The sequence below is a fragment of the Paracraurococcus lichenis genome (assembly GCF_030657435.1).
GTDB classification, from domain to species: Bacteria; Pseudomonadota; Alphaproteobacteria; order Acetobacterales; family Acetobacteraceae; genus Paracraurococcus; species Paracraurococcus lichenis.
Genome location: NZ_JAUTWS010000088.1, coordinates 1 through 15,707 on the forward strand (window position 1 = coordinate 1; position 15,707 = coordinate 15,707).

18 protein-coding genes are annotated in these 15,707 nt (G+C 72.2%); 17 read left to right on the top strand and 1 reads right to left on the bottom strand.

Annotated features, from left to right (window positions below; genetic code table 11):
* Positions 1-79: 79 nt before the first annotated feature.
* Positions 80-799, bottom strand: coding sequence for a response regulator transcription factor (locus Q7A36_RS34100; RefSeq protein WP_305108267.1), 720 nt, complete (start codon positions 797-799; stop codon positions 80-82).
* 1,092 nt (positions 800-1,891) lie between these two features.
* Between Q7A36_RS34100 and Q7A36_RS34105 the strand changes: the two genes are divergently transcribed.
* The 17 genes from Q7A36_RS34105 to Q7A36_RS34185 all read left to right on the top strand — a co-directional run bounded on the left by Q7A36_RS34105 (position 1,892) and on the right by Q7A36_RS34185 (position 15,523).
* Positions 1,892-2,113 (top strand): hypothetical protein, encoded by a 222-nt coding sequence (locus Q7A36_RS34105; protein WP_305108268.1) that lies wholly within the window; start codon positions 1,892-1,894, stop codon positions 2,111-2,113.
* Positions 2,110-3,261, top strand: a complete 1,152-nt coding sequence (locus tag Q7A36_RS34110; RefSeq protein WP_305108269.1) for an acyl-CoA dehydrogenase family protein — start codon at positions 2,110-2,112, stop codon at positions 3,259-3,261. Before Q7A36_RS34105 ends, Q7A36_RS34110 begins: the two co-directional genes overlap by 4 nt.
* The gene (locus Q7A36_RS34115) at positions 3,258-4,193 is read left to right on the top strand and encodes a Bug family tripartite tricarboxylate transporter substrate binding protein (RefSeq protein ID WP_305108270.1); all 936 of its coding nucleotides are present in this window, start codon (positions 3,258-3,260) and stop codon (positions 4,191-4,193) included. Before Q7A36_RS34110 ends, Q7A36_RS34115 begins: the two co-directional genes overlap by 4 nt.
* A gap of 18 nt (positions 4,194-4,211) precedes the next feature.
* Positions 4,212-5,315 carry an LLM class flavin-dependent oxidoreductase gene (locus Q7A36_RS34120; protein WP_305108271.1) on the top strand — a complete coding sequence of 368 codons (1,104 nt, stop codon included), beginning with the start codon at positions 4,212-4,214 and terminating at the stop codon, positions 5,313-5,315.
* Positions 5,312-5,860, top strand: a complete 549-nt coding sequence (locus tag Q7A36_RS34125; protein WP_305108272.1) for an OsmC family protein — start codon at positions 5,312-5,314, stop codon at positions 5,858-5,860. The genes Q7A36_RS34120 and Q7A36_RS34125 overlap by 4 nt, the downstream gene beginning before the upstream one ends.
* Complete coding sequence (locus Q7A36_RS34130; protein ID WP_305108273.1) at positions 5,853-6,929, top strand: ABC transporter substrate-binding protein; 1,077 nt, start codon at positions 5,853-5,855, stop codon at positions 6,927-6,929. The genes Q7A36_RS34125 and Q7A36_RS34130 overlap by 8 nt, the downstream gene beginning before the upstream one ends.
* The gene (locus Q7A36_RS34135; RefSeq protein WP_305108274.1) at positions 6,926-7,924 is read left to right on the top strand and encodes an ABC transporter permease; all 999 of its coding nucleotides are present in this window, start codon (positions 6,926-6,928) and stop codon (positions 7,922-7,924) included. The genes Q7A36_RS34130 and Q7A36_RS34135 overlap by 4 nt, the downstream gene beginning before the upstream one ends.
* Positions 7,921-8,679 (top strand): ABC transporter ATP-binding protein, encoded by a 759-nt coding sequence (locus Q7A36_RS34140; RefSeq protein WP_305108275.1) that lies wholly within the window; start codon positions 7,921-7,923, stop codon positions 8,677-8,679. The genes Q7A36_RS34135 and Q7A36_RS34140 overlap by 4 nt, the downstream gene beginning before the upstream one ends.
* Before the next feature lie 113 nt (positions 8,680-8,792).
* The gene (locus tag Q7A36_RS34145) at positions 8,793-9,626 is read left to right on the top strand and encodes an ABC transporter permease subunit (protein ID WP_305108276.1); all 834 of its coding nucleotides are present in this window, start codon (positions 8,793-8,795) and stop codon (positions 9,624-9,626) included.
* Positions 9,627-9,629: 3 nt separating this feature from the next.
* Positions 9,630-10,373, top strand: a complete 744-nt coding sequence (locus Q7A36_RS34150) for an ABC transporter ATP-binding protein (protein ID WP_305108277.1) — start codon at positions 9,630-9,632, stop codon at positions 10,371-10,373.
* 93 nt (positions 10,374-10,466) lie between these two features.
* On the top strand, positions 10,467-11,417 hold the full coding sequence (locus tag Q7A36_RS34155; RefSeq protein ID WP_305108278.1) for an ABC transporter substrate-binding protein: 951 nt from the start codon (positions 10,467-10,469) through the stop codon (positions 11,415-11,417).
* Between the two features lie 3 nt (positions 11,418-11,420).
* A complete protein-coding gene (locus Q7A36_RS34160) occupies positions 11,421-12,362 on the top strand; it encodes an ABC transporter substrate-binding protein (protein WP_305108279.1) in 942 nt (313 codons plus the stop codon).
* On the top strand, positions 12,362-13,339 hold the full coding sequence (locus Q7A36_RS34165) for a Bug family tripartite tricarboxylate transporter substrate binding protein (protein ID WP_305108280.1): 978 nt from the start codon (positions 12,362-12,364) through the stop codon (positions 13,337-13,339). The genes Q7A36_RS34160 and Q7A36_RS34165 overlap by 1 nt, the downstream gene beginning before the upstream one ends.
* 25 nt (positions 13,340-13,364) lie before the next feature.
* Entirely contained in the window at positions 13,365-14,675 is a 1,311-nt protein-coding gene (locus tag Q7A36_RS34170; protein WP_305108281.1) for an O-acetylhomoserine aminocarboxypropyltransferase/cysteine synthase family protein, read from the top strand.
* Positions 14,676-14,685: 10 nt separating this feature from the next.
* Positions 14,686-14,946 carry a hypothetical protein gene (locus Q7A36_RS34175; protein ID WP_305108282.1) on the top strand — a complete coding sequence of 87 codons (261 nt, stop codon included), beginning with the start codon at positions 14,686-14,688 and terminating at the stop codon, positions 14,944-14,946.
* A 44-nt stretch (positions 14,947-14,990) separates the two neighbouring features.
* Positions 14,991-15,314, top strand: coding sequence for a hypothetical protein (locus Q7A36_RS34180; protein ID WP_305108283.1), 324 nt, complete (start codon positions 14,991-14,993; stop codon positions 15,312-15,314).
* Between the two features lie 11 nt (positions 15,315-15,325).
* Positions 15,326-15,523, top strand: coding sequence for a hypothetical protein (locus Q7A36_RS34185; RefSeq protein ID WP_305108284.1), 198 nt, complete (start codon positions 15,326-15,328; stop codon positions 15,521-15,523).
* Positions 15,524-15,707 lie beyond the last annotated feature (184 nt).

Consider the following 15,707-nt stretch of genomic DNA (forward strand, 5'->3'; position numbering starts at 1 on the left):
TCTTAGAAAACCCTGGTCAGGCAGGTGTTTATGGGCGAGCAAGCCACCTCGCAGTAGATCCTCGCCCATTGCCGCGTGTTCAGGCGGCCAGCTGCATCGGCACTCGCGGCTCCAGCCGGTAGGCGCCGCGGTCGGTCAGCAGCAGCTGCGGGCTGGCCGGGTCGGGCTCCATCTTCTGCCGCAGGCGGTAGATGTGCGTCTCCAGCGTGTGGGTGGTCACGCCGCTATTGAAGCCCCAGACATCGGCCAGCAGGGTGGCGCGGTTGACCGGCATGCCATTCGCCCGCAGCAAGTGCTTCAGGATCCGGCACTCCTTGTCGGTGAGCCGAACCTTGCGGTTCTTCGCCGGATCCAACAGCAGCCGGGCAGCGGGGCGGAACATGTAGTGCCCGATGGTGAAGACGGCGTTCTCCGAATTGTCGAAGACCCTGAGCTGCGCCCGAACCCGTGCCAGCAGCTCCGATAGGCGGAAGGGCTTGGCAACGTAGTCGTTCGCCCCGGCCTCGAGCCCGCGCACCACGTCCTGCTCGGTATCTGCGCCGGTCAACATGATAATCGGCATCGTCTTCCCCGCCCGCCGCAACTGGGCACAGAACTCGCGTCCGTCGCTATCTGGCAGACCTACGTCGAGAAGGATGGCATCGTAGCGGACATCCGCGTCGGCGAGCTTCGCCATGGCTTCTTCAGCGCTGCCGGCTTCCTCGGCGACGAACTCGCCCTGCGCTGCGATCTGCTCGACCAAGGTGGCGCGCAGCGCAGCATCGTCCTCCACGATCAGGATGGGGCGGGGCAGGGTCATGTGGCTGTCCAATCAAGCTGCATTGTTGTTCAACTAATGAGTTCACGTACGTCGGCGTTATCGGGGCCGCAACAATGAATTTGAGGTTGATAAGCACGATCCGGTGTTACAACTATGGCGCGCATGAAAAGCGATCACACACGCCCACTGTGCTCATTCAACAAGGTGGTGGGCGAGGCCGCAGTTCAGCGGGCGTGGCCATGGGAATGGCTGCGTTTGCAGAATTCGGCGCAGCGGGCGCGGCTGAGCGCGGCTCCGATCGGGAGGTTCACAGGAGAGTCTCAGCACCCTCGCTGCTGGTCGATCTGTTTGTGGTTGCCGGCGAATGCCAGCGGTCGACCTTGTCCGCCTTGCCGTCTGGATTGGGATGTTTCCGCTTTCGCGTTGCCGTGCCGGGGTTGCCGGACGCCTCGGAGCTGTCGAATGGGGGCGTTTGACGAACGGCCGGCTGAGGCGGCCCGCGCATGCGGAGACGCGGCAGCACGCCACGTGCGCAGCGCTTGGCCTCTGCTGCCGAACTTCCTGCCCGGACGCACATGGGCTCCCTTTGCCGTGCTCAAAGGACCGCAGCGCGACCTGCACAGGCGTGTTGTCGCGCACTGCGTGGCAGCCCGCAGGATGCTGCAACGCCCAGCACCGATGCATGAGGCGATCACGGATCGGTCCGGCGTGGAGCATCGCGGACCATCCTTGTCGTTAGGCCTTGAGCCGGGCCGGCCACCCGCCCAGGCCAACACCCGGCACCATGGCAAGCGGAGCCGTTGCCCTTCCCTCGCCATCGCGTGACCTCGCGCGAGCCATATATACGCCTGAACTGCGTTGTTATGCCTTGACTCATCACGATTATGAGTCGCTAAATCCTCTCACTCACGGCGCATTCCGCGCCGAGACCGCGGGATTTGGACCATGCAGCTTGCACCGCGTCACCAAGTGCTGAAGCGCCACGGTCCGGTTGGAAGGCGCCGTTCCGCCCCTTGTCCAGGGATGCGCTGTCGGCGCTGAGCGCCCCGGGTGCGCCGCGCCCGCTCCCCCCCCCCCTCCCCGCAGGCTTCCCTGACCGGCGCCGCTCCGCGTGCGCCCGGAGCCATTCGCATGCACACCTCACGCCCCATCGAAGTCCAGGGCCGCTTCCTCGGCGTCGCCGTCACCCATGCCGCCGAGCAGGGCGGCAAAGCCTGGCGCTTCGTCGCCACCGACCCGCTGCTCGAGGATCTGGACGGCGCCACCTTCCCCAGCCCGGCCGAGGTGCAGCGCGTCGCCGGTCTCGTCCTCGCCCGCAGCAGCGGGCAGCCGTCGAAGGGGGGAGGCCGTTGAGCGCCACCGCCACCTTGCTGGCGCGGCTGCCCGCCCTGTTGCCGGACATCGCGGCAGCGGCGGCGCGGCACGACCGCGCCGGCAGCTTCCCGCATGACAGCCTGGCCCTGCTGCGCGCCGCCGGCCTGCCGGCGCTGACCGTTCCCGCCGCGCTCGGCGGTGGCGGCGCCGGCCTGCGCCAGGCGGCCGGGGTCATCACGCTGCTCGGCAGCGCCTGCCCGGCCAGCGCCCTCATCCTCGCCATGCAGTACATCAAGCACGCGGCGCTGGCCCGCAGCCCGGCCTGGCCGGCGGCGCTGCGGGAGAGGGTGCAGCGCGACGCCGTGGCGGAGGGCGCGCTGATCAACGCGCTGCGGGTCGAGCCCGAGCTCGGCTCCCCCACCCGCGGCGGCCTGCCGGCGACGGTGGCGCGCCGCGCCGGCGAGGGTTGGTTAGTGACCGGTCACAAGCGCTACAGCACCGGCGTGCCGGGCCTGCGCTGGCTGGAGGTGCATGGCCGGACAGACGAGGCCGAGCCGCGCATCGGCAGCTTCCTCGTGCCGGCCGATGCGCCCGGCATCGAGATCCGCGAGACCTGGGACCATCTCGGCCTGCGCGCCTCGGGCAGCCATGACGTGGTGTTCCATGCCGTGCCGATCCCGACGGAGCACGCCATCGGCTTGGCGCCTCCCGGTCCCGGCGCCGGGCCGGACGCCGTGCAGATGGCCTGGAACGCGGTGCTGGTCACGGCGGTCTATACCGGCGTCGCCTGCGCAGCACGGGACTGGACACTGGATTTCCTCCGACGCCGCGCGCCCAGCAACCTCGGCGCACCGCTGGCGACCTTGCCGCGGGTGCAGGAGGCGGTCGGGCAGGTCGAGGGCCTGATCGCCGCCAATACGCGCATCGCCGAGGCATTGGCGCTCGCCACCGATGCCGGCCAGCCGCCCAGCAGGGCGGAATCCGGCGCGCTGAAGGTGGTGCTGGCGGACAACGCCGTTCGCGCGGTAGAGCATTGCACGCTGCTGGCCGGCAACCACGCGCATGACCGCGCCAACCCGCTGGAGCGGCACTGGCGGGACGTGCAGTGCGTGCGCATGCACGCGCCGGCCGCGGATGCCGCGCAGCTCGCGGCCGGCCGGGCGGCGCTGGCGGGGAACGCGGCATGATCGCCCGCCGCCTGCTGCTCGGCGCCGGCCTCGCCGCGCCGCTGCTCGCCCACGCCCAGGCCTTCCCGGAGCGGCCGATCCGCTATGTCTGCCCTTTCCCGCCGGGGGCGACCAACGACAACGTCTCCCGCACCCTCGCACGGGCGCTCGCGCCAAGGCTCGGCGTGCCTGTCGTGGTGGAGAACAAGGCCGGCGCGGGCGGCGCCATCGGCACGCGGCTGGTCGCAGAATCGAAGCCGGACGGGCACACGCTGCTGAACGCCTCGGCCGGCAACCTCACCATCGCGCCGCACCTGTCCAATGTCGGCTACGACCCGCTGCGCGATCTGGCGCCCATCGCCTCGGCCGGCGAGGCCTATAGCCTGGTCGCCGTGCATCCTTCGGTGCCGGCGCGGACGGCCGAGGAGCTGATCGCCTTCGCGCGCCGCCATCCGGGGTTACTCAACTATGGCTCGGCCGGGCATCTGCGCGGCGCGCTGCTGGCCGATGAGGGGCGGTTCGATGCCGTGCATGTCCCTTTCCCCGGCAGCGCGCCGGCGGTGAACAGCGTCGCCGCCGGCGACTGCCACCTGATCATCGACCCGATCGCCGCGCCGCTGGTGCGCGACGGCAGGCTGCGGGCGCTGGCAACACTCGGCCCGGATCGCTGGGACGCCTTCCCCGACCTGCCCACCCTGGCGGAACTCGGCATCGGCCGGGAGTGGCCGGGCAGCGGATGGTTCGGCCTCTTCGCGCCGGCCGACACGCCCGCGCCGGTCATCGAGCGGCTGAACTGCGAGGTCAACGACAGCCTGATCGAGCCGGAGGTGGTCGCCACGCTGCGCCGCTTCGGCCTGCGGCCGGAAACCATCTCGCCGCAGGCGCTGGGCCGGCGGGTCGCCGCCGACCACGCCGCCATCGGCGCCGCCCTGCAACGCCTGCGCATCGCCTGACCACGAAGGAGCACGCCCATGGCCCATCCGCCGCAGTTCATCGGCATGATCGCGCATCGCGCACAGTCCGAAATTCATCCGCCACAGGATCCCGTGGTAGACCCCGACTACGTCAGCCGCTTCGCCCGCGCGCATGAGGAAGGCGGCTTCGACCGCATCCTGGTCGCCTGGGGCAGCACCTCGCCCGACGCGCTGCTGGTTGCCGGCCATGCCGCGGCAGCCACCAGCCGCATCGGCTTCATGGTGGCGCACCGGCCGGGCTTCGTCGCGCCGACGCTGGCGGCGCGGCAATTCGCCACTTTCGACCATCTCTCAGGCGGCCGCGCCGCGGTGCACATCATCAGCGGCGGCAGCAGCGCAGAGCAGCGCAAGGACGGCGACTGGCTGGACCACGATCAGCGCTATGCCCGCAGCGAGGAATACGTCGCGCTGCTGAAGCGCCTCTGGACCGAGGACCGGCCCTTCAACCACGAAGGGACCTACTACCACTTCGAGCAGGGCTTCGCCGAGGTGAAGCCCATTCAGAAGCCGCACATCCCGGTCTTCTTCGGCGGCTCCTCGGACGTTGCGGTCGACATCGCCGGGCGCATCGCCGATGTTTATGCCTTCTGGGGCGAGACGCTGGACCAGGCGCGGGAGACCATCGCCCGGGTCCGCACCAGCGTGGCGAAGGCCGGGCGCGACCCGCACGCCATCCGCTTCAGCATGTCCTTCCGCCCGGTGTTGGCCGCCTCCGAGGAAGCGGCCTGGGCGCGCGCCGACCGCATCATCGCCCGCATCCGCGAACTGCGGGCCGAGGCGGTCGGCAGCGGCGGCCGCAAGCCGGAGAGCATCGGCTCCAAGCGCCTGCTGGAGGCAGCGGCGGGCGGAAGGGTGCGGGACGCGCGGCTCTGGACCGAGGTGGCGGCGGCGGTCGGCGCCGGCGCCAACACCACCGCGCTGGTCGGCACCGCCGAGCAGGTGGCGGACAGCCTCGCCGACTACCACGCCCTCGGCGTCGACACCTTCCTGATTCGCGGCTTCGACCCGCTGGAGGATGCGATCGAGTACGGCCGCGACCTGCTGCCGGCGACGCGCGCCGCCATCGCCGCCCGTGGCGCCATCCGGGTCGCCGCCGAATGAGCACGCTCGACGAATACCTCGCCCTCAAGCGCCCGGCCTTCCAGGCGCTGAAGGCCAAGGCGCGCGCCCCGGGCTACGAGCCCGCCGCGCTCCGCGCCGTGGTGACGGTGGAAGGCCGCAGCGGCGTGCGCCGCATCCGCCTGCGCGGCCACCAGATCCTCACCGACAGCCCGCCGGATTTCGTCGGCTACGATCTCGGTCCCTCCTCGCCCGAGGTGGCGCTGGGCGCGCTCGGCTCCTGCCTCGCCCATAGCTGGCTGATCCAGGCGGCGGTGCACGGATTGCCGCTGGAGGCGGTGGAGGTGGAGGTCACCGGCCGGCTGGATGCCCGCGCCGGCGAACCGGGGCACGAGGATATCCGGCCGGAGCCGCAGGGCATCGGCTTCACCGTTCGCCTGACCACGGCTGCGAGCGCTGCCGAGATCGCCGCCGTCGAGGCCGCGGTGGACCGCGCCTGCCCCATCCTCAACCTGCTGCGCCGACCGCAGGCGATCGCCGCGCGTGTCGAGCGCGTCCCGCCTCAAGGAGACCCGAGAGATGCGTGACATCCCGTCCCGCCGCGCCCTGTTGCGTGCCACCGGGCTGGCCGCCATGGCGGTGCCCGCCGGCGCCATGGCCCCACGCAGCTTCGCCCCGGCCGATCCCCTGGCCACGCCGCCGATCTGCCGGGTGGCCGATGCGGCGCCCGCCGTGGCCGCCGCGCCCGGCCCGCGCCGCAGCCTGAAGCTGACCTGGAACGCCAATGCCATCTGCACCGTGGGCGTCCCGGTCGCCGCGACGCAGGGCATCTTCGAGCGGCACAACCTGGACGTCGAGCTCATCAATTTCGGCGGCTCCACCGACCAGTTGCTGGAGGCGATCGCCACCGGCAAGGCTGATGCCGGCGTCGGCATGGCGCTGCGCTGGCTGAAGCCGCTGGAGCAGGGCTTCGACGTGAAGATCACCACCGCCATCCATGGCGGCTGCATGCGGCTGTTTGCCCTGCCGGACAGCGGCATAGCCAAACTCTCGAACCTCAAGGGCAAGACCCTCGGCGCCTCCGACATGGCGGCCCCGGACAAGAACTTCTTCTCCATCGTCGCGGCGAAGCAGGGGCTGGATCCGGAACGCGACCTGACATGGCGCCAGTTCCCCGCCGACCTCCTATCGGAGGCCTTGAAACGCGGCGATATCCAGGGCTTCGCGCTCGGCGACCCGCTCGCCTCGCTCATCCGCGACCGCGACGGGCTGGTGGAGGTGGCGAACAACCTGGAGGGCGAATACGCCCACCGGTCCTGCTGCATACTCGGCCTCCGCGGCAGCTTGATCCGGCAGGACCGCGCCGCGGCCCGCGCCATCACCGCCGCGCTGCTCGAGGCGCAGGACTGGGTGCATGCCCGGCCGGACGAGGCCGCGGCGATCTTCGCGCCCTACGCCAAGGCGCCGGTGCCGGCGCTGGCCGCCATGCTGCGCAGCCACACCCATGGCCACCACCCGGTCGGGTCCGCCCTGCGGCTCGAACTCGCCGCCTATATCGAGGAGCTGAAGCTGGTGCGCGTCATGCGGCCGAACACCGATCCGCTGCGCCTGTCGGAGCGGATCTTCGCCGACGTCCTGACGGGCGTGCCGGCATGAGCGCGACGACCCTCGGCACGCGCCTTGCGGCCGCCGCGCGGCCGGCGCCGATCTGGCCGAGCGGCTGGGCGGCCGGCCTCTCCTGGCTGGGTGCGGCGGCGGTGATCGCGCTGTGGCCGGATGCGGACGACCTCGGCCGCACCTGGGAACTGGCGGCCCTTTCGGCCGGCTTCGGCGGCGCCATCCTGTTCGGTGCCATCGCGGCGACCCTGCCCGGGTTCTCGCCGCGCTTCGCCCCGCTGCGCGCGGCCGGCCCCTGGCTGCTGGTGCTTGCCCTGGCGCTGACGGCCTGGGAGCTGGCGACCGCCAAGCTCGACTGGCTGCCGCGGCCCTTTTTCGCCGCACCGCAATCCATCCTGGAGGTCTTCACCGACGACTATGCGCGCCTCGGCGAGAGCGTCGGCCGCAGCCTGCTGCTGGTGCTGCCCGGCTATGCGCTGGGTGCTGGCATCGGCTTTCTGTTCGGCGTCGCCATGGGCTGGTCCCGCCTGGTCGGCTACTGGGCGCATCCGGTCGTGCGGCTAATCGGGCCGCTGCCGGCGACGGCCTGGCTGCCCATCGCCTTCTTCGCCTTCAGCTCCTCCCGTGGCGCCTCCACCTTCCTGATCGCGCTGGCGAGCTTCTTTCCGGTGGCAGTGCTGACCTGGTCGGGCGTCTCCTCCGTCTCCAGGGCCTATTACGACGTGGCGCGCACCATGGGTGCCTCGCCCTGGTTCCTGGTGCGCAAGGTGGCAGTGCCGGCGGCGATGCCGTCGGTCTTCGTCGGGCTGTTCATGGGCCTCGGCGCCTCCTTCTCCGTGCTCGTCGTCGCCGAGATGATGGGGGTGAAGGCCGGGCTCGGCTGGTACATGCAATGGGCCCAGGGCTGGGCAGCCTATGCCAACATGTACGCCGCGCTGCTGGTCATGGCGCTGATGTGCTCGGGCGCGGTCACGCTGCTGTTCCGCCTGCGCGACCGGCTGCTCTCCTGGCAGAAGGGGCTGGTGCGGTGGTGAGCGGCGCGCGTCTCGAGGTGCGTGGCGTCAGCCATGCCTTCGCCCTGGAGAAGCGGGCGCTGCCCGTGCTGCAGGACATCGACTTCACCGCGGAGCCGGGCGAGTTCGTCGCGCTGCTCGGCCCCTCCGGCTGCGGCAAGTCCACCCTGCTGCGGCTGGTCGCGGGGCTGGAGCCGCCGAGCGAGGGGCGGCTGCTGGTGGACGGCGCGCCGGTGACCGGTACCGACCCGTCCCGCACCATCATGTTCCAGGATCCGACGCTGTTCCCCTGGCGCACGGTGCGCGGCAATGCCCAGCTCGGACCGGAGGCGCGTGGCACGCTGGCGGCCGACGCGCCGCGGATCGAGCAGGCGCTGTCGCTGGTTGGCCTCGCCGGCTTCGCCGAGGCCTTGCCGCACCAGCTCTCGGGCGGCATGGCGCAGCGCGCCGCGCTGGCCCGCGCGCTGGTGAACGCGCCGCAGGTGCTGATGCTGGACGAGCCGCTGGGCAAGCTGGACAGCCTGACGCGGCTGGCTATGCAGCGCGAACTCGTCGCGCTGTGGGAGCGCGAGCGCTTCACCGCCCTGCTCGTCACCCACGACGTGGAGGAGGCGCTGCTGCTGGCGGACCGCGTGCTGGTCCTCTCCGACCGGCCGGCCCGCATCCGCGCCGATATCCGGGTGGACCGACCCCGGCCGCGCCGGCGCGACGATGCCGCGCTGGTGGCGCTGCGGGAGGAGATCCTGGCGCTGCTCGGCCTGGCGGAGGCGGCGTGACGATGCAAGCGCGCGGCCTTGCAACCGGCGAGCTCCGTCACCGCGACGGCGTGACCCAGCACCCTGCCCCCGGCATCCCGGCCGCTAGCGGTCCAACGCCATGGGGCTTCCGCATGTCCGGGCAATCCCTCGCCGAAGCCGCGCCGCTGCGGGATGCGCCGCGCCGCGTCCGCCTCGCCTTCCCGCGGCTTCGCGTGGCGCGGCGCTTCGTGGCACCAGTGGTGCTCGTGCTGCTCTGGCAGCTCGCCGCGCAGACCGGACTCGTCTCGACCCGGCTGCTCGCCTCGCCGGCCGCTATCGCCGGGGCGGCCTGGCAGCTCATCCTCTCGGGTGAGCTTGCCTACCATCTCGCCGTCTCGCTGCGTCGTGTGGCGATCGGGCTGGCCATCGCCCTCGGCCTTGCCGTGCCGCTAGGCCTGTTCGCGGGTCTGTCGCGCCTGGGAGAGGACCTGGTCGATGCCACGCTGCAGATGCTGCGGGCACTGCCCTTCCTCGCCCTGGTGCCGCTGCTCATCCTCTGGCTGGGCATCGGGGAGCCGACGAAGATTGCCCTGGTCGCGCTCGGTGCCGCCTTCCCGATCTATCTCACGCTGTTCGGCGGCATCCGCGGCGTGGACCCGAAGCTTCTGGAGGCAGGGCGGGTCTTCGGCCTCTCCCGCGCCGGGCTGATCCGTCACGTCGTCCTGCCCGGCGCCCTGCCGCAGGCGCTGGTCGGACTGCGCTACGCGCTCGGCACCGCCTGGCTCAGCTTGGTGGTCGGGGAGCAGATCAACGCCACCGCCGGCATCGGCTACCTGGTGATGGATGCGCGGGAGTTCCTGCGCACCGACATCATCCTGGTCGGGCTGCTGGTCTATGCGCTGCTCGGCCTCGGCGCCGATCAGTTGGTGCGGCTGATCGAGCGGGCGACGCTCGCCTGGCGGCCGTCCGTGCTTGGGGAGCGCTGAGCGATGCCGGATCCCGTGCTCCGCCTCAGCCGCTTCTCCCGTCGCTTCCACGGCCCGGCCTCGCCGCCGGTGCTGGATGCGCTGGATCTGGTGGTTCCGGCGGGCGAGTTCGTCGCCCTGCTCGGGCGCAGCGGCTCCGGCAAGACCACGCTGCTGCGGACCCTCGCCGGGCTGGACCCGGTGACGGAGGGCAAGGCCGTGCTGCCGGAGCGCCGCGCCGTGGTGTTCCAGGAGCCGCGCCTGCTGCCCTGGAAGCGGGTCTGGCGCAACGTCGCCCTCGGCCTGCCCGGCGCGTCCGCGGCGGTGCGCGATCGTGCCCTGGCCGCGCTGGGTGAGGTCGAGCTGTCGCACCGGGCACAGGCCTGGCCGTTGACGCTCTCGGGCGGCGAGGCCCAGCGTGCCGGCCTCGCCCGCGCGCTGGTGCGGGAGCCCGAGCTGCTGCTGCTGGATGAGCCCTTCGCGGCCCTCGATGCGCTGACGCGACTGCGCATGCAGTCGCTGGTCGGCGAGCTGTGGCAGGCGCACCGCCCCGCCGTGCTGCTGGTGACGCATGATGTCGAGGAAGCCCTGCTGCTGGCGGACCGCGTGCTGGTGCTGGCGGACGGGCGGCTGGTGGAGGACCTCGCCGTCGACCTGCCTCGGCCCCGCCGCCGCGCGGCGGTGGGCTTCGACGCGCTGCGGCTGCGGCTGCTCGCCATCCTCGGCGTGGACGAGGACGGCCACGACGCGACCGCGCGGGCGGCCTGAGATGCCGGTCCGCCATCGCCTGCCAGCCCGATGTCGCCGCAGCGCCAACTTGCGCCGCCTCTCACGCCACCCCTTCGCCTCGGACCATGGACCATGACCACGATCGCCCGCCGCGCCTTCCTCGGCGCCGCCGCGCTGCTCGCCAGCCCCGCCCTGTTGCGCGCCCAGCCGGCGCCACGCCTGCTCCGCGTCGGCAATCAGCGTGGCGGACTGCGCTCGCTGATCGAGGCCTCCGGTGTCGCGCAGGACCTGCCCTACCGCATCGAATGGAGCGAGTTCCCCGCCGCGCAGCCGCTGCTGGAGGCGTTGAACGCCAATGCCGTCGACCTCGGCACCATGGGCGACCTGAATTTCTTCAGCGTCTATTCCTCCGGCGCGCCCATCAAGGCGATCTCCGCCTCGCGCTCCGACGGCGCCTCGCAGGCGATCGTGGTACGGGGTGACAGTGGGATCCGCACCGTCGCCGACCTGCGCGGCAAGCGTGTCGCTGCCGCCCGCGGCGGCTGGACGCATTACTCGCTGCTGGCAATCCTGCACGCCGCCGGCGTCCCCTTTCAGGATGTCCGCTTTGCTTGGCTGCTGCCGGCCGAGGCCGCCCTCGCCTTCCGGACCGGCGAGGTGGATGCCTGGTCGATCTGGGAGCCCTACACCTCGCTCGAGGTGCTGAATTTCGGCACCCGCGTCCTGGCCGATGCCCGGGGCCTGACGCCCTCGGCCAGCGTGCTGGCGGTGAACAACCGCGCTCTCGCCGAGCGGCGGGAGCAGTTGCAGGACTTCGTCCGGCGCGACGCGCGGGCCTGGGCCTGGGCGCAGGAGAACCGCGCCGCCTATGCCCGCGTCACCGCCCTGGCGATCCGCCAGCCGGAGCCCGTGCTGATCCGCGCCTACGAGGTGAACCACACCCGCGCGGTGCCGATCGACGCCGCGCTGGTGCGCGAATTCCAGCAGGCCGTGGACCAGGCGCATGCCTGGGGCGTCATTCCCGGCAAGGTCAGCGTCGCCGATGCCGTGGACCAGAGCTTCACCCGCGACCTGGGAACCTGACCGATGACCGTCACCCTGTCCCGCCGCAGGCTCGGCGCGGCGGCCGCCGGCCTGTTCGCCGCCCCCGCCCTGGCGCAAGCCCTGCCAGTGCTGCGCATCGGCAACCAGAAGGGCGGGCTGCGCTCGCTGATCGAGGCCTCGGGCGTCGGCCGCGACCTGCCCTACCGCATCGAATGGAGCGAGTTCCCTGCGGCGGCGCCGCTGCTGGAGGCGCTGAACGCCGGCGCGCTCGACCTCGGCTATCAGGGCGACCTCGCCTTCCTCACCGTCTTCGCCGCCGGCGCACCGCTGCGCGGCATCGGCGTGGCGCGGCCCTCGCCGGCCGGCCAGGGCATCCTGGTGCGCGACGATCGCGTCCGCAACCTCGCCGATCTCCGCGGCAAGCGCATCGCCGGCAACCGCGGCGGCTGGGGCCACTACCTGATCCGCGCCGCGCTGAAGCGCGAGGGCATCGCGCCGGAGGAGGTGCAGGTCACCTTCCTGCCCCCGACCGATGCGCTGCTCGCCTTCCGCTCCGGCGCTGTGGACGCCTGGGCGGTGTGGGAGCCCTACATCTCGGTCGAGGTGCTGCAATTCGGCGCGCGCACGCTGCTGGACGGGCGCGGCCTGACGCCCTCCATCATGGTCGTCTCGGCGCATGAGCAGGCAATCCGGGACAAGCGGCCGCAATTGGCCGACTTCCTGCGGCGCTTCGCCGCCGGCTGGGACTGGGCGCGCGACCACATCTCGGACTATGCCCACACCAACTCCGGTCTGACGCGCATCCCGGAAGCCGCGCTCGCCCGCGCTTATGCCATCGAGGCGACGGCGGCCGTCCCGCTGGACGCGGCGCTGGTCCGGGAATTCCAGGTTGCCGCCGACCAGGCGGTGGAGTTCGGCCTGCTGCGGGAGGCGGTGGATGTCCGCCGCGCGCTGGAGCCCATCGCCCCAGCGGTGGCCGGCTGATGCCGCGCCGCCGCACCCTCCTCGGCCTGCTCGGCGCCGGGCTGCTGGCCCGCCCTGGCCTGGCGCAGCCGACCTGGCCGGACCGGCCGGTGCGGCTGGTCGTCCCCTGGCCAGCCGGCGGGCCGACCGACACTTTCGCCCGTCCCCTGGCCCGCGAACTGGCACTCCTGCTCGGCCAGGCCGTGGTGGTGGACAATCGCACCGGCGCCACCGGCACGGTCGGGATCGGTCATGTCGCGCGCGGGCCGGCGGATGGCCACACGCTGCTGGTCGCCAACACCACGGCCTATGTCGGCAGCGTGGTTTCGCTGGGCGATGCGGTGCCCTTCGATCCGCTGCGCGACTTCCTCCCCATCGGCCTCTTCGTCGAATCCTACAGCGTGCTCTGGGCGCATCCCGCGCTCGGCGTGCGGGACTTCGACGCGCTGCTGGCGCGGGTGCGCGATCCGGCGCGGCCGCGGCTCGCCTTCGGCACCACCGGCAGCGGCTCGGTCTCCGAGCAATCGGTCGAGCAACTCGCGCGGCATTTCCGGCTGGATCTGACCAAGGTGCCCTATCGCGGCACCGCGCCGCAGCTCACCGACCTGGTCGCCGGGCATGTGCAGATCGGCACGGCGGACTATGCCACCGCCGCGCCGCATGCGCGCGAAGGACGGCTGCTGCCGCTGCTGGTCATTGGCCGCCACCGCCTGCCGGAGCTGCCGGACACGCCCGCCAGTGCGGAGCTCGGCCTGACCGAGCCCGATTTCACCATCTGGAACGGGCTCTTTGCGCCTGCCGCGACGCCGGCGCCGGTGGTGGCGCGGCTGGAAGGCGCGCTCGCCGCCGCACTGCGGACCGGGGCGATGCGGGCGGTGACCGAGGGCAACGGCAACCGGCCGGTCCTGCAGTCCGGCGCCGAGGGGCTGCGCCGGATCGCCGCCGATCTGGAGAGCCGCCGCGCCTTCGCCCGCAGCATCCCGGGCGAGGGCAGTTGACCCGCCCGCATCGAGGAGGACCGCCATGAGCCAGCATCCCGAAACCCTGGCGCTGCATGCCGGCTGGCGCCGCGACCCCGGCACCAAGGCGGTGGCCGTGCCGATCTGGCAGACTACCAGCTTTCAGTTCGACGACACCGCGCATGCCTCCCGCCTCTTCGCGCTGGAGGAGCTGGGCAATGTCTACACCCGCATCATGAACCCGACGGTCGATGTGCTGGAGCAGCGCATCGCCGCGCTCGAGGGCGGTGCCGCCGCACTCGGCGTCGGGTCCGGCCAGGCGGCCTCGGCCTTCGCGGTGCAGAACCTGGCGCGTGCCGGCGACAACATCGTGTCCTCCACCGACCTCTATGGCGGCACCTGGAACCTCTTCGCCAACACGCTGAAGGATCAGGGGATCGAGGTGCGCTTCGTCGATCCCGCCGACCCGGCCGCCTTCCTGCGCGCCAGCGACGATCGGACGCGTGCCTGGTATGCCGAGACGCTGCCCAACCCGAAGCTCGAGCCCTTCCCCATCGCCGAGGTGGCGGCGCTCGGCCGGCCGCTGGGCATCCCGCTGATCGTGGACAACACCGCCGCGCCGCTGCTGGTGCGCCCCTTCGATCATGGCGCGGCGGTGGTGGTGCATTCGCTGACGAAGTACATCGGCGGGCACGGCACCAGCATCGGCGGCATCATCGTCGATGGCGGCAATATCGACTGGGCGGCACATCCGGAGCGGCAGCCGGCGCTGAACCGCCCGGACCCGAGCTACCACGGCGCGGTCTGGGTGGAGGCGGCGAAGCCGCTCGGCCCGATCGCCTATGTGCTGAAGGCGCGCACCACGCTGCTGCGCGACCTCGGCGCCTCGCTCTCGCCCTTCAACGCCTTCCTGTTTCTGCAGGGGCTGGAGACTCTGCCGCTACGCATCCGCGAGCACAGCCGCAATGCCGAGGCAGTGGCGGACTGGCTGGCAGCGCGGCCGGAGGTGGTGCGGGTGATCCACCCGAAGCACCTGGCCGGCGAGGCGGCGCGTCGGACGGCGCAGTACCTGCCGCGCGGCCGCGGCGGGCTGGTCGGGTTCGAGCTGGCCGGCGGCGCCGAGGCGGGGCGGCGCTTCATCGATGCACTGCGCCTGTTCTACCACGTCGCCAATATTGGCGATGCGCGCAGCCTGGCGATCCACCCGGCCAGCACCACCCATAGCCAGCTCTCGCCGGAGGATCAGCGCGCCACCGGCGTCTCGCCCGGTTATGTCCGGCTCTCCGTCGGCCTCGAGCACATCGAGGATATCCTCGCCGATCTCGACCAGGCGCTGCGGGCCGCGGGCGAGGGCCTGCGCAGCGCGGCGGAATAGGGAGGCGGCCATGGTCCGGTCGCAGCCCGTCGTGGTCGCGGGGCGACATCTCGGGTCGGTCGTCGCCGGCGCGGAGGGCTGGAACTTCATCGCGGCCGAACCGGTGGTCGCCGACCTGCACGGGCAGCGCTTCCCGAGCCCTGAGGAGGCGGTCCGGGTCGCCGGCCTGGTGCTGGACCGCGCCACCAGGCCGCCGGCCACGCCGCCGGTTCTGCGGCCGCCGCCGGTCCTGCGCGTGGTGGCGCGCGATGGCGAGCCGGACTTGCCGTGAGCCGGTCAGGACACGGCATGACCCTGTGTGGAGGACAGAACAGCATGGCGACCCGCTTGACGAGAGTGCGGCCCCCCGGCGCCGCCGCCCTGGCGTGGCAATGCCGGGATGTGGGCGACACCGCCCTGCCCGACGACCCGGACCGGGGCGAGGTGCCGGATGACGCGGCGCCCGCCAGCGACGAGCATGCGGTGCTGGACGAGGGCGGCTTCGGCCTGGTGCTGCGCCGCTCCTGGGTTCCGGGCTACGAGGCGGAGGCCGAGATCCGCGAAGTCACCTTCCCCGACGGCACGCGCCAGTTCCGCCCGGCGGCCGGGGCGGTCAGGCGCCGGCCCGGCTCGGCCCTTGCCCGTCCGGGGTGTCCCTGATGCGGCCCGGCATGATCCTGATGCGCGAGTCCCGTGCCTTCGACGAGTGGCTGACCGCGCCGCCGCCCGCCGATCCCGAACCACCCGTCCCGGTGTCGGCGGCGGCGACGGCGACGGCGACGGCGACGGCGAGCCTTGGCTGGAGGCCGCAGGCCATCGCCATCCTTCTGGCGCTTGCGCTGGCCTTCGCCGCGGCATGGCTGACATGACCTCAAGCGCCAGGGAACAGCGCGCCGATCAGGCCGCCACGCCCAAGGCGCGAGCACCATGACGGCGCTTCTGCGCCCCACGGCTCCGCGTGTCGTCCGCGGAGGCATCCGGACACCCGGATGCGATCAGGCGACATCTGACTGGCGTTCCTCCCTTGACTTGGCCGGGGCTCGACCCCGGCCA

Coding starts and splice junctions, on each gene's coding strand:
- Q7A36_RS34130 (WP_305108273.1), top strand. CDS start 5,853: ATGCGTGACATCCCGTCCCGCCGCGCCCTGTTGCGTGCCACCGGGCTG.
- Q7A36_RS34105 (WP_305108268.1), top strand. CDS start 1,892: ATGCACACCTCACGCCCCATCGAAGTCCAGGGCCGCTTCCTCGGCGTC.
- Q7A36_RS34120 (WP_305108271.1), top strand. CDS start 4,212: ATGGCCCATCCGCCGCAGTTCATCGGCATGATCGCGCATCGCGCACAG.
- Q7A36_RS34155 (WP_305108278.1), top strand. CDS start 10,467: ATGACCACGATCGCCCGCCGCGCCTTCCTCGGCGCCGCCGCGCTGCTC.
- Q7A36_RS34170 (WP_305108281.1), top strand. CDS start 13,365: ATGAGCCAGCATCCCGAAACCCTGGCGCTGCATGCCGGCTGGCGCCGC.
- Q7A36_RS34160 (WP_305108279.1), top strand. CDS start 11,421: ATGACCGTCACCCTGTCCCGCCGCAGGCTCGGCGCGGCGGCCGCCGGC.
- Q7A36_RS34150 (WP_305108277.1), top strand. CDS start 9,630: ATGCCGGATCCCGTGCTCCGCCTCAGCCGCTTCTCCCGTCGCTTCCAC.
- Q7A36_RS34165 (WP_305108280.1), top strand. CDS start 12,362: ATGCCGCGCCGCCGCACCCTCCTCGGCCTGCTCGGCGCCGGGCTGCTG.
- Q7A36_RS34100 (WP_305108267.1), bottom strand. CDS start 799: ATGACCCTGCCCCGCCCCATCCTGATCGTGGAGGACGATGCTGCGCTG.
- Q7A36_RS34115 (WP_305108270.1), top strand. CDS start 3,258: ATGATCGCCCGCCGCCTGCTGCTCGGCGCCGGCCTCGCCGCGCCGCTG.
- Q7A36_RS34125 (WP_305108272.1), top strand. CDS start 5,312: ATGAGCACGCTCGACGAATACCTCGCCCTCAAGCGCCCGGCCTTCCAG.
- Q7A36_RS34180 (WP_305108283.1), top strand. CDS start 14,991: ATGGCGACCCGCTTGACGAGAGTGCGGCCCCCCGGCGCCGCCGCCCTG.
- Q7A36_RS34145 (WP_305108276.1), top strand. CDS start 8,793: ATGTCCGGGCAATCCCTCGCCGAAGCCGCGCCGCTGCGGGATGCGCCG.
- Q7A36_RS34185 (WP_305108284.1), top strand. CDS start 15,326: ATGATCCTGATGCGCGAGTCCCGTGCCTTCGACGAGTGGCTGACCGCG.
- Q7A36_RS34135 (WP_305108274.1), top strand. CDS start 6,926: ATGAGCGCGACGACCCTCGGCACGCGCCTTGCGGCCGCCGCGCGGCCG.
- Q7A36_RS34175 (WP_305108282.1), top strand. CDS start 14,686: ATGGTCCGGTCGCAGCCCGTCGTGGTCGCGGGGCGACATCTCGGGTCG.